Origin of the sequence: Bartonella grahamii subsp. shimonis (genome assembly GCF_036327415.1) — a bacterium.
In the GTDB taxonomy this organism is placed as follows: Bacteria; Pseudomonadota; Alphaproteobacteria; order Rhizobiales; family Rhizobiaceae; genus Bartonella; species Bartonella shimonis.
The window spans coordinates 619,563-632,660 of record NZ_CP123961.1 but is presented as its reverse complement, the minus strand read 5'-3'; the positions used below and the strand labels follow the sequence as shown (position 1 = coordinate 632,660).

The window sequence follows — 13,098 nt, the reverse complement described above, 5'->3', positions numbered from 1 at the left end:
TTGCGCCTTTATATTATCCTCAAATTAATCTGTATTCTTGTTTTAGTGATTCAGAAACTTGTTTATAACTTATAATTTATCCTTGACTTTACTTCAAATGTTAACAATTGGGAATTATAGTTGGGGAGGTTTTTTCAAATCTTCCATAAACTTTTGCTTTTATCTCATCTATTATCTAGATTTACAACTCTCCAACTCTTCAGGAGGTACTTTATCATGACTGAAATCAAAACGGCCTTCGACTTCAAAAATTTTTCTCCTGAAGTTCTCGCTGAAAAGTTAAAGAACCAGCATTTTGCAGACTCTATTGATATCATTAATGACCTCGATATCATAGAACGTGTAACTATTCTTAGTCTTCTGCCTCTTGATTATGTTATCGAACTTTTTGATAAACCAGAACTTGAGCAACCTGCTGCCATCCTAGAACTTCTCCCTATAAATCGTGCTGTTGAAATTCTTGATGGCATGTCTGCCGATGCTGCTGCAGACGTTTTTCAAGAAATGGATAAAGAAACCCGCACACGACTTTATGCCTTGCTTAAACCCTTAACGCGCACTGAACTTAGAAAACTCACCAGTTATCCTGATCATACAGCAGGGGCACTGATGACAACAGAGTTTATAGCCGTTCCTTCAAACTGGACCATACAAAAAACTTTGGATCACATTCGCGAGGTCGAACGAACACGTGAAACAGTTTATACCAGCTATGTCATTGACCCTAAAACAGGTACTCTTCTCAAAGCTGTTTCACTGCGTAATCTTATTCTTGCCTCACCTGATGAACAAATTCTTAATGTCCCTACCCATGACTCGCCCATTACAATATCGCCCTTCACACATCATGAAGATATCGCACGCCTTTTCCAGCGCCATGATCTTCTCTCTGTGCCTGTAGTCGATGAAAGTAACCATGTCATTGGCATTGTAACCGTCGATGACGTGCTTGATACTATGGTTGATGAGATGAATGAAGATGCCTATAAATTTGGGGGTATGGAAGCGCTTAATAAGCCCTATATGCAAATTAAGTTTCCCGAAATGATGAAAAAACGTGGCGGATGGCTCGCTTTACTTTTTATCGGTGAAATGCTGACAGCAAGCGCTATGCAACATTTCGAAACAGAACTCGAAAAAGCGATTATTCTTACACTGTTCATACCTCTCATTATGAGCTCAGGAGGAAATTCCGGCTCGCAGGCTACATCCCTTATTATCCGTGCATTGGCTTTACGTGAACTCACGTTGAAAGACTGGTGGAAAGTGTTCATTCGTGAAATTCCAACCGGACTCTCCCTTGGTCTCTTACTCGGAATTATTGGCATTACGCGCATTGCTCTTTGGCAACAATTCGGTATCTACGACTATGGGCAACATTGGATTGCTGTTTCGACAACAGTAGGTACAGCTTTAGTCGGAATCGTTACCTTTGGTTCTCTTTCTGGATCTATGCTGCCTTTTATTCTTAAAGGTTTAAAATTTGATCCAGCAAGTGCTTCTGCTCCTTTTGTAGCAACTTTAGTAGATGTCATGGGCATTATAATCTATTTTTCTGTAGCTTCCCTCATTTTGTCAGGAACTCTTCTTTAAACATGTAAAGTAAAAACTCTTTCTTCTGGAAAGATCTTGTCATGTAACCTAAGATCTTTCCATAAGAGAATAAGCTCTATTACTTTGTTTTCTAGCACACCGCTCCATAGATAATTTATTATTTTTTATTGAATAACAGCTTCGAATATCGTAAATTTACCTCATCATAAAGCATCCCACATTAGATCAATTAAAGTCATCTTCTTGCCTATCACAAACGAGATTGGTGTATGGCTAAAAGCTATTCAAAAAAAATTAAATACTTCTTATATCTTCTTTCTCGTATCAAAATCTGTCGCAATATTGACAGCTCAGAAAGAATAATAATGATGATGCTCAATAGGCGTTATATTTCTTCACAAAGGCGTTGATAGTATACTATTCGCGTATATTATATCATTTATGAGCCCTATCATGGAATGGATGTAGTGTACGTTAAGAAATCTCTCTTAAATACATGAGTATGCAAGTGTATTCTGTTTAAAGTGCTCTGTTTGGCATGAAAAGCATACTCTTATTAGAGAATGCGATAAATAAAAGTGTGAAGCAATGCGCACTATCTCCATGGTTTAAAAAATATTGCTTAGATGCTTTTGAAATCATAAATTGGCTTAATGGCAAAGATGGGAATTTTCTTTTGATGCCTTCATATTCTTTCTAAATAAGACTGTATTCCGGTTTCATAAATAAATCAAACAGATATAACTTTTGTCGCAATCTGGCATAAAAAAGCTAGAACTTTTTATAAAATTCTTAATCGTCACAATATTTGCCTCAAATACACGGTTGCATTAGATCTGGATTTTGATTGGCAAGTTATAGAATAAGCAAAAGATTTATTAGAATAAAAATATTGTACAGCTGTCAATCAATTGGCTATGAATTGAGAGGTGTTCCAGATTTTTACAATCTTTTTTGCAAAACAATAACAATAATACAAGCTAGCTTTATACTTACTTATTCTTACAAACGTTTATATAAATTCCTTGCGTCATATTGATAAAAATCAAATTGACGGTGATTTTTATGGACAATTCTTAGCTCGAGAATAGAACATACGTACTATAAAAATACTTTTACGAAGCTCCAGCAATTGAAGCTTTATAGAGCCTTAAAGACTTGGATGAATAGTTTTGCCATAAAAATATTGCCTCCATCTTCCAAAATTATAAAAAAACATGTAAAAGGTTTTGTAATAATCAGGCAAAGAATGTAAAGACTTAGCCTCAAATGAAATTTCATTAAACGAAAAGAAGAAAATTTATGCAATTGCGTAACATTGCCATCATTGCCCACGTTGATCATGGGAAAACAACGCTTGTAGACGGACTTCTCAAGCAATCCGGAAATTTCCGTGATAATCAGCGTACAAGCGAACGTATGATGGATTCAAACGATATTGAAAAAGAACGTGGAATTACAATCCTAGCGAAAGTGACATCTGTTGTTTGGAAAGATACTCGAATTAATATTGTTGATACACCAGGACATGCCGACTTTGGTGGAGAAGTTGAACGCATTCTAAATATGGTTGATGGAGCCATTGTACTTGTTGATGCTGCTGAAGGACCAATGCCACAAACAAAATTTGTCGTTGGTAAAGCATTGAAAGTGGGTTTGCGCCCTATTGTTGCTATTAATAAAATTGACCGACCTGATGCACGCGTTGATGAAGTCATTAATGAGGTTTTTGATCTTTTTGCTGCTCTTGATGCAACCGATGAACAGCTTGATTTTCCTATTCTTTATGGATCTGGACGCGATGGATGGATGGCTGAAGCCCCCGAGGGACCAAAAGATCAGGGATTAGGTCCTTTATTTGATCTTGTGACGCAGCATGTCCCTTCTCCTAGTGTAGCAGAAGGACCGTTTCGCATGATTGGAACTATTCTTGAAGCAGATCCGTTTTTGGGACGAATTATTACAGGGCGGATTCATTCTGGCTCTCTAAAACCTAATCAAAATGTTAAGGTTCTTGGACAAGATGGAAAACTTTTAGAAACGGGGCGTATTTCAAAAATTTTAGCATTTCGTGGACTAGAACGACAACCTATTGAAGAAGGAAGTGCCGGTGATATTGTTGCGATTGCAGGTCTACAAAAAGGTACCGTTGCTGATACTTTCTGTGATCCTACTGTTAATGAACCCCTTACTGCCCAACCAATTGATCCTCCTACTGTCACGATGAGTTTTCTTGTCAACGATAGTCCCCTTGCTGGAACTGAAGGCGATAAAGTAACAAGTCGTGTCATTCGTGACCGATTATTAAAAGAAGCAGAAGGGAATGTCGCTCTTAAAATTGAAGAATCTGCCGATAAAGATTCTTTTTACGTTTCAGGACGAGGAGAATTACAGCTTGCAGTTCTCATTGAAAATATGCGCCGTGAAGGATTTGAGCTTAGTGTTTCACGTCCACGTGTTGTTATGCAAAAGGATGAAAATGGAATAACTCTTGAGCCAATCGAAGAAGTTGTTATCGATGTTGATGAAGAATATTCCGGTACTGTTGTACAAAAAATGTCTGAACGTAAGGGCGAAATGGTGGAATTACGTCCTTCTGGGGGTAATCGTGTCCGACTTGTTTTTTATGCGCCAACCAGAGGACTCATCGGTTATCAATCTGAACTTTTAACGGACACACGAGGTACAGCAATTATGAATCGCCTTTTCCATGCTTATGAACCTTATAAAGGAGACATTGCTGGTCGTGTTAATGGTGTTATGATTTCAAATGACAACGGTGAATCTGTCGCTTATGCTCTTTTTAATCTTGAAGATCGTGGGCCTATGATCATCGATGCGGGTGTGAAAGTCTATCAAGGTATGATTATTGGCATTCACTCACGGGATAATGACTTAGAAGTTAATGTGTTAAAAGGAAAAAAACTCACCAATATGCGCGCTTCCGGAAAAGATGAGGCTGTAAAGCTAACACCTCCCATTAAAATGACATTAGAACGTGCCTTATCGTGGATACAAGATGATGAACTTGTGGAGGTAACCCCTAAAAATATTCGTCTCCGCAAACTCTATCTTGATCCTAATGAACGTAAACGTTTTGAAAAAACACGTGCATCAATTTCAAGTTAATTTCATAATCTCTTTGGTAAAATATTTATAAAATATTTAATTGTATTGAGCCTCACTCTATCCCAGAAAGGATGTCTCTATGAATGTTAAGGAAATACCCGTAGGTAAAAATCCACCAGAAGATATTAATGTTATTGTGGAAGTCTCCCTTGGTGGTCAACCAATAAAATATGAGATGGATAAAAAGTCGGGCGCATTATTTGTTGACCGTTTTCTTCATACATCAATGGTTTATCCTGGAAATTACGGTTTTATCCCTCATACGCTTTCAGATGATGGTGACCCTATTGATGTCCTTATCTGTAATACCCGTCCACTTTTGCCTGGTTGTGTTATCAATGTTCACCCCATCGGGGCTCTGATGATGGAAGATGATGGTGGTAAAGATGAAAAAATTATTGCCATTCCCACTCTAAAATTAACAAAACGCTATATCAATATTCATAACTATACAGACTTGCCCGAGATTACGCTCAAACAAATTGAACATTTCTTCAAGCATTACAAAGATCTGGAACCTGGGAAATGGGCTAAAATTGAAGGATGGCGTGATAAAAACTTTGCTTATGAATTAATTAGGCAAGCTGTTGAGCGCAATAAAGAAATATAACGATTTTAATAAATAAAGCCTGTTTTTTAATAGGCTTTATTATTTATTTTTCTACGAAATGCGATCTCTAAAGGATTGCCATAACTGCTTTAGCTCTTCTAAATGTGTTGAAAAGAAAAGTTGTTTGTAGCGAGATATTGCGCCGCTTTTCAGAGAAATAGAAGAAGATGGTATTCTCCACTGCTTCGCAAGAAATTTAATGAGAGCTTTATTCGCTTTTCCATCTTCAGGAACAGCACGAAGGCGTATAACCAGATATTGTTTTTCACCATCCCTACATTCAACTCCTATTATTTTGTCAACAGATGATTTGGGAATGAGATATACAAACAAAACCAAGCTATTTTTATCAACTTGATAAAACATGTATTTGCCTCAAATAATATTTTATAAGTACATGTTTTCGTAAGCGTGCCACATAAAAGTACGAATAAAATAAATAATAATGAACACCACAATAGGTGAAATATCAATTGTTCCAAAATTTGGTAAAATTTGCCGGATACGGCTTAGAACGGGATTTGTAAGACGATACAGAAAGCTTCCTATCAAAACAACAAAGCGATTGCGCGAATTTATGATATTAAAGACATAAAGCCAAGAAAAAATGACACTAGCGATTAAAATATCAATATAAATATCAAAAATCAAATCAATCGTTCGAAGCAATGCATAAATCATGCGTCATCCCTTTCAATCAAAGAAACAGAAGAGCGTATAGAAAACCTTCATTAAAGCAGGTCTATGTATCAAAAAATGGCTTTATATTCCCAATACTCTTTTTTCTTGAATAAAAACCAGACATTTGAATTCTTCATTTCTCTATCTAATGACGATGCTGCTAAAAAACAAATATAAAAATTAAAAATAGTACGTGAGAATAGAAGAAACAGTAAAGAATCTGAGAGATTAAACAAAACTCTGAATATTCCTTATAGGATTAATCTTAGATCTCATCATTTTAATTATTAATAATACCGAACAAATTAAAAACGGCCTTTTAAAGGCCGCTTTTAGTTTTAAAACTATTTCTGCAAAGCGGTCAAACGGTTAAGAGCATTGCTAAAACCATCGAGCTGAACAAATAAATCATTCAAAGCTGGTTCACCTGCAGCAGCAATTGTCATTGCCAGCTTTAACTGTTTTCCAGAACGTAAAGCTGCTACGTGATTTTTGTCAAAAACGACAGGAACCATGCAGCCTGCTGGTACACAAGTCCGAATACCGGTTTCGATAATAGCTTTTCCCTCATCAACTTGTAAACGAACAGGCTTAGAAACCAAAATGCCAAAAGGAACTGTTAAATTACCAGATACAACACCCTCAGCATTGAGAATAAGGCTCATAGCCACAACAACACGCCCCTGCTCATTCACTTCTTGACGGTGCATAAAACAAATTCTTTTCCCTTCTTGTATACCACAGTTAATAGTCCACAAACCGTAGGTTTCAGTCAAAGAAGAAGCTCCATTTGGCAACGTCGCTGCCGCATCTTTTGACGCAGGAGGCTTGGCACTTGTTGCAAAAGCAACAGATGAAATACTCAAGAGAGTAAAAACTATAAGTAAATTAAATAACTTTTTCATTTTATATTCCTGTTCTTTACATAAAAGAGAAACATGTTTATTATTTATAAATGATATAAAGCATCTTAATAAAAAAAGCTTTCTCATAATCATATAGCTTTTATAGTGATCTAAGGCTACCTCGAAATTCGCTGACAACTTTCATATAAACATGCTTTTTAAAGGAAACAGCAATCAACGGAAGGGTTTCTAGATCAATCCATTTCCATTGATCAAATTCCGCTTTATTGCCATCTGGTGGCGGATTAATCGCAATTTCGGAAAGCTTTCCCGTAAACTGGAAAGCAAACCACTTTTGTATTTGCCCACGATATTTATTGCTTAATGTGCACCCAATAAGTTCTTGTGGAAAATCGTAGTGGAACCAATTTTGTGCTTCTTTAATCAACTTTACAGATCGAATACCTGTTTCTTCATAAAGTTCACGATATGCTGCATCTAATGGTTTTTCATCTTCATCAATCCCTCCTTGAGGAAGCTGCCAACGATGAGATATTTCAATATCTGCATGAATAGGCGTCATTAAACGACGTCCAACCCAAACTTTACCCTCATGATTAAAGACAACAATCCCAACACATTTGCGATATGGAAGAATCTTCAAATTAATACCTGCACCCATTTAATATTCCTCAAAATCGCAAGCTATAGATATCATTTCTCACTTTAACACATCCTTATTGGGATCTGGTGGAAATGCTGCATTTGCCATTTCACCTCGTAACAGTTTATAAGCCTCATTCAATTGAATATCATCTTTAGGATCTTTCGGAACAAAAGCAGCTGAACCAGATCCTTTATTATTCTCTCGTTTTCCTTTGATATGTCCTTTTAATGCTGATTCACCAACTTTTACATCATAACCCTTATATTTTTCAGGGAGTGGTTGTTCTACAATAATATCAGGCGTGATTCCTGTTCCTTGAATAGAAGTGCCAGATGGCGTGTAATAAAGTGCTGTTGTTAAGCGTAAAGCTCCATTTTCACCCAAAGGAATAATTGTTTGAACAGATCCCTTACCAAAAGACTGCGTCCCTAAAATTGTTGCACGACGATGATCTTGTAATGCACCCGCAACAATTTCAGAAGCACTTGCCGAACCACCATTAATAAGGACAATGAGCGGTTTTCCATTGATGACATCACCTGGTTTCGCATCAAATCTTGTCACATCACTCTTTTTGCGTCCACGGGTCGACACAATTTCACCTTTATTGAGAAAAGCACTCGAAACATTAACAGCTTGATCTAAAAGCCCACCAGGATTAAGCCGCAAATCAAGGACGTAACCTTTTAGCTTATCTTCAGGAATTTTAGATTGGATATCTTTAATCGCCGCCAGAAGATTACCCAATGTCTGTTCAGAAAACTGGATAACTCTCACATACCCAATATCGCCCTCAACCCGATATTTCACCGCTTTTACCTTGATAATATCACGAACAATCTTAACTTCAAACGGCTTATCAACGCCAGAACGAATAATTGTTAAGGTAATTGGTGTTCCAGGAGCACCTCGCATCTTATTAACAGCTTCATTCAATGTTTGACCATTCGTTTCTACATCATCAATTTTTGAAATCAAATCTCCTGCTAGAATACCTGCTTTTGAAGCGGGAGTATCATCCATTGGTGAAACAACTTTAATTAAGTTTTTTTCCATAGTCACCTCAATACCAAGACCGCCAAACTCTCCTTTCGTAGAATCCCGCATATCCTTGGCTTCTTCAGCATTCAAATAAGATGAATGAGGATCCAGTGAAGTGAGCATGCCATTGATAGCATTTTCAATAAGCTTTTTATCATCTGGAACTGTAACGTATTGCATACGCACACGCTCAAAAACATCGCCAAATATAGCTAGCTTTTTATAAGCATTATCTTCACTATTCGCAGCAACAGACTGCACCATAATCATTGAACAGGCGCCGAGAAATACCCCAGCGACCAAAAAAATAACTTTACGAATCATTTTGGCTCCTTCTTATTTTTTTCAGTCTGCCACCAAGGAGTTGGATTTACAGGTTTCCCCTGCTTTCTAAACTCAATGTAAAGCATTGGAGAAGTTTTTCCTATATCCAATGCAACACTGTTTGAAATAAATTGCATCTCCATTATACCCAGAGGCTCACCTGAAAGAACAAACTGCCCCTGTTTTACATTAATTCTCGACATTCCAGTCAGAATGATATGATAACCATTTCCAACATTAAGAATAATTAACTGTCCGTAAGAACGAAATGGCCCAGCAAAAGCAACAAAAGCATCCACAGGTGAGATAACAACAGCTCCTGACTCTGTTTCTATCGCTTCACCAAAGCGCGTAATTTGCGAATTTTTGTTAGAGTGACGTATTCTTTTTCCTGAAACAGGAAAAAGTAAAGAACCTTTTCGGCTTTCAAAATTGGACTGTTCTAACAATTGCAAACTTTTCCGTACCTGTACTGATACATCAGAGCTAAGTTTTGACTGACGGTCAAGCTCTAAAATCAACTCTTCCAAAGACTGTGCTTTTTTAGAAAGAGCAATATTTTTTTGTTGCTGTTCTGTAAGTTCTTTTTCTGATTTTTTTTGTAGTTTGTTTTTTTTGTCTAATAAAAGTTCTAGACGTTTTCGCTGTTCTGCTTGATTTTGCAGTTTTGTCTTTAATGCCGCATACTCCATAGTAATGGAATTACTTAAATTGGTCAACTCCTTGAGTTTCTCTGTTAAATCTCGTGTTCTATCTTGCATCTGAGGAATAACAGTACCTAATAAAACAGAACTACGTATAGAAGCCAACGCGTCCTCTGGCTGTATCATAAGAGCAGGAGGCGGATTCAATCCCATACGTTCCAAAATTGCAAGAACTTCCGCAAATTCAGCACGACGATTTTTTAAACTTTGATAGACTTGTACCCGCTTTTCTATCATTTTTTTTAGTTTTTCTTCCCTTTTAGCAATATCATCTGCTATTATACGCTCTTCTTTAGCCGCCTTTATGAGTGCATCACTCAAAACACGTTGATCTTTTTTTAAATGCTCAACTTGACGCGTAAGAAAAGCAACACGTTCACGCGAAAGTGAAATATTTTGGCGAATTTCTCCCAATTCTTTATGTGCTTGCGTACTACTCATTGTATCTTCCGCATGCGATACAGAAAAGCAAAAAAATATACTCAAGAACAGGATGACAAATATCACGCATTCCTCATATAAATATCGCATCTTTCTATGAAGAAGCTTTTTCATTTGCCCAACCATGACACATTATTGTATATATTAGAGATGCTTTAAATGGTGTCAGCTAAAACAATATTAATAAATATATAAATAAGTGCTAAAAATTGCACAAAAATATTAAAAACGATGATATGGATGATTATTTTCAATTGTTACAGCGCGATAAAGTTGTTCTGCAAGAAGAATACGTGCAATCTGATGTGGCCACGTCATAAAACCAAAAGATAAAAGAAAGTCAGCACGATTCCTTATTTGTTCACTATGCCCATCAGGTCCTCCTAAAGCAATGACAACATCTCGAATGCCTTCATCACGGTAACACCCCAATTTTTCAGAAAAAGCAGTTGAAGAAATCGTTTCTCCACGCTCATCCAACACAATTAATCGACATTTTTCAGGTAAAAATTCAATAAGTCTCCTACCCTCTTCCTCTATACGCTGACACGCTGTTGGAGCACGACTTTCTGGTATCTCCTGTAACTTTTTTAAATGAAAGCCTACAGCTCCAGAAATTTTAGAAAAACGATCCAAATAATGCTGAACTAATTTTTGCTCCGCTCCACTTTTCATACGACCAACCGCAAAAATAGAAATTTGCATTTTAATGATCTCCGAAGAGAACTGAAGCTGTATCGTTTAAATCTGGAGTCATCCATATCTTTTCTAAATTATAAAAAAGACGAATTTCTGGACGAAAAAGATGAATGATAACATCACCTGTATCAATCAATACCCAATCACCCCCAGCAAGCCCTTCTACACGCGCAAGACCTTGCCCACTATCTTTCCAAGTATGTAATAAATGATCGGCAATTGAAGATACATGACGCTGCGAATTTGCTGAAGCTATGACCATATAATCAGCCAAAGATGACTTCCCTTTAATATCAATAGCAACAATATCTTCTGCTTTTGTATCTTCTAAACTCTTGAGAATAACCTCAAGACTGTCCTTAACAGAAAAAACTTTTTTTTCTGTTAAGGACATAATATCGTAAGAGTGTTTGTGTGCCACGTTTTTCAGATCAATATCCTTTCTTATCGTTGTGGAATGCAAAAAAGAAATTTCTCTAAAGAGAAGCAGAATCTTATGAAATGTTCAAGAAAAATCATTCTTCTTCAAACGAAGGTTTGTTGAAGATTGAAAAGATAAAGGTCCATGCAAATAAGTCCAAACTGGTGGCTTGATAAAAGGTAATCGCTTACTTTCTCTCTCATCCAAACGAAAACGGCGATAAATATGTGCCATAGGAGAAAAAAGTGCCGACCGATTGCCTAAAGGACGATTAATAATCGCAATAGGAAGCATGGAGACGATATCATGCCATCGATACCAATGATGTATTGTCGTAAAACTATCTGCACCCATAATCCATACAAAATTTACGCCACTGTGATGAGTAAGAATATGAAAAATCGTATCTATGGATACTTTGCTTCCTATAGCCTGTTCAAAACCTGTTAAGCGAATTTTTGGATGGTCAATAAGTTTAAAACTTAATTGCATTCTCTCCTCTAAAGAGAGCAACTGTGTACAATCCTTTAAAGGATTCCCTGGAGTGACCATCCACCATAACTGATTGAGACCCAAACGCCGAATGGCAATTTTTGCAACAAGAAGATGCCCTGCATGCGGTGGATTAAAGGAACCACCAAAAAGACCCACAACATTGGATCTTTCAACATGTGGCATACAATTTTTCCATGGAAAAAATGGCGTTTTCAAGCTCTAACCTGACCATTTCCTTTAACATGATATTGAAATGAAGTTAGCTGTTCAACACCTATCGGGCCACGTGCATGCATTTTTCCTGTTGCGATACCAATTTCCATTCCAAAACCAAATTCACCTCCATCAGCAAATTGTGTGGACGCATTGTGCAGCAAAATAGCTGAATCTAAATGATTAAAAAATTTCTTTACCACTTCCAAATCCTCAGCAATAACCGATTCCGTATGTCCTGATGAATAACGCTTGATATGAGAAATGGCTCCCTCAACACCCTCAACCGTTTTAACAGAAAGAATAGCATCAAGATATTCATGCGACCAATCTTCTTCAGAAGCTAATTTGACATCTGGCATAAGAAAAACAATATCTTCTGTAGCACGAATTTCACACCCCTTCTCCTGTAAAGCAGTTAAAACAGGAAGAAACTTTTTTAATGCCTGGCTGTCAATGAGAACTGTCTCAACAGCACCGCATATCCCTGTCCGCCGCAACTTTGCATTTAAAACAATATTGCGTGCCATATCTAAATCTGCCGATTTATCAATATAAATATGACAAAGTCCCTCCAGATGAGCAAAAATTGGAACACGTGCATCAGACTGAACGCGGGCAACAAGGCTCTTTCCACCACGTGGTATGATCACATCAATCGCTCCATCCAATCCTTTGAGCATTTCCCCAACAGCAGCGCGATCTGTCGTTCCAACCATTTGGATAGCATCTTTAGGTAAACCAGAGCGTTCTAAACCTTGTACCAACGCACAATGAAGAGCATGTGAAGAATGAAAACTATCCGAACCACCTCGCAAGATCGCAGCATTGCCCGATTTTAAGCACAGAGCACTTGCATCAACTGTAACATTCGGGCGACTTTCATAAATAATACCAATCACACCAAGAGGTGTCCGTACACGACTTATATGAAGCCCATTGGGACGTGTCCACGCACTCGTGACCTGCCCAACAGGATCAGATAAACGAGCAACTTTGCGAACGCTATCTATCATTGCACCCAAACGCAATTCATCTAATTTGAGCCGATCGACCATTGCAGCTTTCAAATTATTCTGAGAAGCCTTCTCTAAATCCAGACAATTCGCCCGTAAAATTTCATCTGAGTGAGCCGCTAGACTTAAAGCAATCATTTCCAATGCATTGTTCTTTTGCTCAGAAGGGGCAACAGCCAACGCTGCAGCGGCATAGCGTGCTTTTTGCCCCATATCTTTCATTTGTTCTTCTAAAGTCATCGTATCATCCACTCTGCC

Annotated in this window: 12 protein-coding genes and 1 pseudogene; 3 read left to right on the top strand and 10 right to left on the bottom strand. The window is 37.5% G+C overall.

All coding sequences use genetic code 11. The annotated features are described in order from the left end of the window. Nucleotides 1–216 precede the first annotated feature (216 nt). The 3 genes from mgtE to ppa all read left to right on the top strand — a co-directional run bounded on the left by mgtE (nucleotide 217) and on the right by ppa (nucleotide 5,293). Nucleotides 217–1,593, top strand: a complete 1,377-nt coding sequence (gene mgtE, locus QHG57_RS02795) for a magnesium transporter (RefSeq protein WP_330168604.1) — start codon at nucleotides 217–219, stop codon at nucleotides 1,591–1,593. 1,263 nt (nucleotides 1,594–2,856) lie between these two features. Then, entirely contained in the window at nucleotides 2,857–4,683 is a 1,827-nt protein-coding gene (gene typA / locus QHG57_RS02790) for a translational GTPase TypA (protein ID WP_330168603.1), read from the top strand. 79 nt (nucleotides 4,684–4,762) lie between these two features. After that, entirely contained in the window at nucleotides 4,763–5,293 is a 531-nt protein-coding gene (gene ppa, locus QHG57_RS02785) for an inorganic diphosphatase (protein ID WP_330168602.1), read from the top strand. Between the two features lie 51 nt (nucleotides 5,294–5,344). On the opposite strand, the gene QHG57_RS02780 is transcribed toward ppa, so the two are convergent. From QHG57_RS02780 to QHG57_RS02735, 10 genes and pseudogenes are all read right to left on the bottom strand, one after another. After that, nucleotides 5,345–5,659 carry a DUF167 domain-containing protein gene (locus QHG57_RS02780; protein WP_330168601.1) on the bottom strand — a complete coding sequence of 105 codons (315 nt, stop codon included), beginning with the start codon at nucleotides 5,657–5,659 and terminating at the stop codon, nucleotides 5,345–5,347. 21 nt (nucleotides 5,660–5,680) lie between these two features. Further along, entirely contained in the window at nucleotides 5,681–5,974 is a 294-nt protein-coding gene (locus QHG57_RS02775; RefSeq protein WP_330168600.1) for a YggT family protein, read from the bottom strand. 344 nt (nucleotides 5,975–6,318) lie between these two features. Beyond that, complete coding sequence (locus tag QHG57_RS02770) at nucleotides 6,319–6,879, bottom strand: invasion associated locus B family protein (RefSeq protein ID WP_330168599.1); 561 nt, start codon at nucleotides 6,877–6,879, stop codon at nucleotides 6,319–6,321. A gap of 100 nt (nucleotides 6,880–6,979) precedes the next feature. Next, the gene (locus QHG57_RS02765; protein WP_330168598.1) at nucleotides 6,980–7,501 is read right to left on the bottom strand and encodes an RNA pyrophosphohydrolase; all 522 of its coding nucleotides are present in this window, start codon (nucleotides 7,499–7,501) and stop codon (nucleotides 6,980–6,982) included. A 39-nt stretch (nucleotides 7,502–7,540) separates the two neighbouring features. Further along, nucleotides 7,541–8,851 carry a S41 family peptidase gene (locus QHG57_RS02760; protein WP_330168597.1) on the bottom strand — a complete coding sequence of 437 codons (1,311 nt, stop codon included), beginning with the start codon at nucleotides 8,849–8,851 and terminating at the stop codon, nucleotides 7,541–7,543. Further along, nucleotides 8,841–10,122, bottom strand: a pseudogene (locus tag QHG57_RS02755) (murein hydrolase activator EnvC family protein). The gene QHG57_RS02760 and the pseudogene QHG57_RS02755 overlap by 11 nt, the downstream one beginning before the upstream one ends. Nucleotides 10,123–10,218: 96 nt before the next feature. Continuing rightward, complete coding sequence (gene rlmH / locus QHG57_RS02750; RefSeq protein WP_330168595.1) at nucleotides 10,219–10,701, bottom strand: 23S rRNA (pseudouridine(1915)-N(3))-methyltransferase RlmH; 483 nt, start codon at nucleotides 10,699–10,701, stop codon at nucleotides 10,219–10,221. Between the two features lies 1 nt (nucleotide 10,702). Continuing rightward, nucleotides 10,703–11,089: a ribosome silencing factor gene (rsfS, locus tag QHG57_RS02745; protein ID WP_330168794.1), complete on the bottom strand. Its 387-nt coding sequence runs from the start codon at nucleotides 11,087–11,089 to the stop codon at nucleotides 10,703–10,705. Between the two features lie 111 nt (nucleotides 11,090–11,200). Continuing rightward, on the bottom strand, nucleotides 11,201–11,794 hold the full coding sequence (locus QHG57_RS02740; RefSeq protein WP_330169420.1) for a nicotinate-nucleotide adenylyltransferase: 594 nt from the start codon (nucleotides 11,792–11,794) through the stop codon (nucleotides 11,201–11,203). A 29-nt stretch (nucleotides 11,795–11,823) separates the two neighbouring features. Next, nucleotides 11,824–13,080, bottom strand: coding sequence for a glutamate-5-semialdehyde dehydrogenase (locus QHG57_RS02735; RefSeq protein ID WP_330169419.1), 1,257 nt, complete (start codon nucleotides 13,078–13,080; stop codon nucleotides 11,824–11,826). Between the last annotated feature and the right edge of the window lie 18 nt (nucleotides 13,081–13,098).

What these genes read in the sequence shown, in the direction of transcription:
- rlmH (WP_330168595.1), bottom strand. Translation starts at nt 10,701, where the DNA reads ATGCAAATTTCTATTTTTGCGGTTGGTCGTATGAAAAGTGGAGCGGAG.
- QHG57_RS02770 (WP_330168599.1), bottom strand. Translation starts at nt 6,879, where the DNA reads ATGAAAAAGTTATTTAATTTACTTATAGTTTTTACTCTCTTGAGTATT.
- QHG57_RS02765 (WP_330168598.1), bottom strand. Translation starts at nt 7,501, where the DNA reads ATGGGTGCAGGTATTAATTTGAAGATTCTTCCATATCGCAAATGTGTT.
- QHG57_RS02740 (WP_330169420.1), bottom strand. Translation starts at nt 11,794, where the DNA reads ATGCCACATGTTGAAAGATCCAATGTTGTGGGTCTTTTTGGTGGTTCC.
- QHG57_RS02775 (WP_330168600.1), bottom strand. Translation starts at nt 5,974, where the DNA reads ATGATTTATGCATTGCTTCGAACGATTGATTTGATTTTTGATATTTAT.
- QHG57_RS02760 (WP_330168597.1), bottom strand. Translation starts at nt 8,851, where the DNA reads ATGATTCGTAAAGTTATTTTTTTGGTCGCTGGGGTATTTCTCGGCGCC.
- ppa (WP_330168602.1), top strand. Translation starts at nt 4,763, where the DNA reads ATGAATGTTAAGGAAATACCCGTAGGTAAAAATCCACCAGAAGATATT.
- mgtE (WP_330168604.1), top strand. Translation starts at nt 217, where the DNA reads ATGACTGAAATCAAAACGGCCTTCGACTTCAAAAATTTTTCTCCTGAA.
- QHG57_RS02735 (WP_330169419.1), bottom strand. Translation starts at nt 13,080, where the DNA reads ATGACTTTAGAAGAACAAATGAAAGATATGGGGCAAAAAGCACGCTAT.
- typA (WP_330168603.1), top strand. Translation starts at nt 2,857, where the DNA reads ATGCAATTGCGTAACATTGCCATCATTGCCCACGTTGATCATGGGAAA.
- rsfS (WP_330168794.1), bottom strand. Translation starts at nt 11,089, where the DNA reads ATGTCCTTAACAGAAAAAAAAGTTTTTTCTGTTAAGGACAGTCTTGAG.
- QHG57_RS02780 (WP_330168601.1), bottom strand. Translation starts at nt 5,659, where the DNA reads ATGTTTTATCAAGTTGATAAAAATAGCTTGGTTTTGTTTGTATATCTC.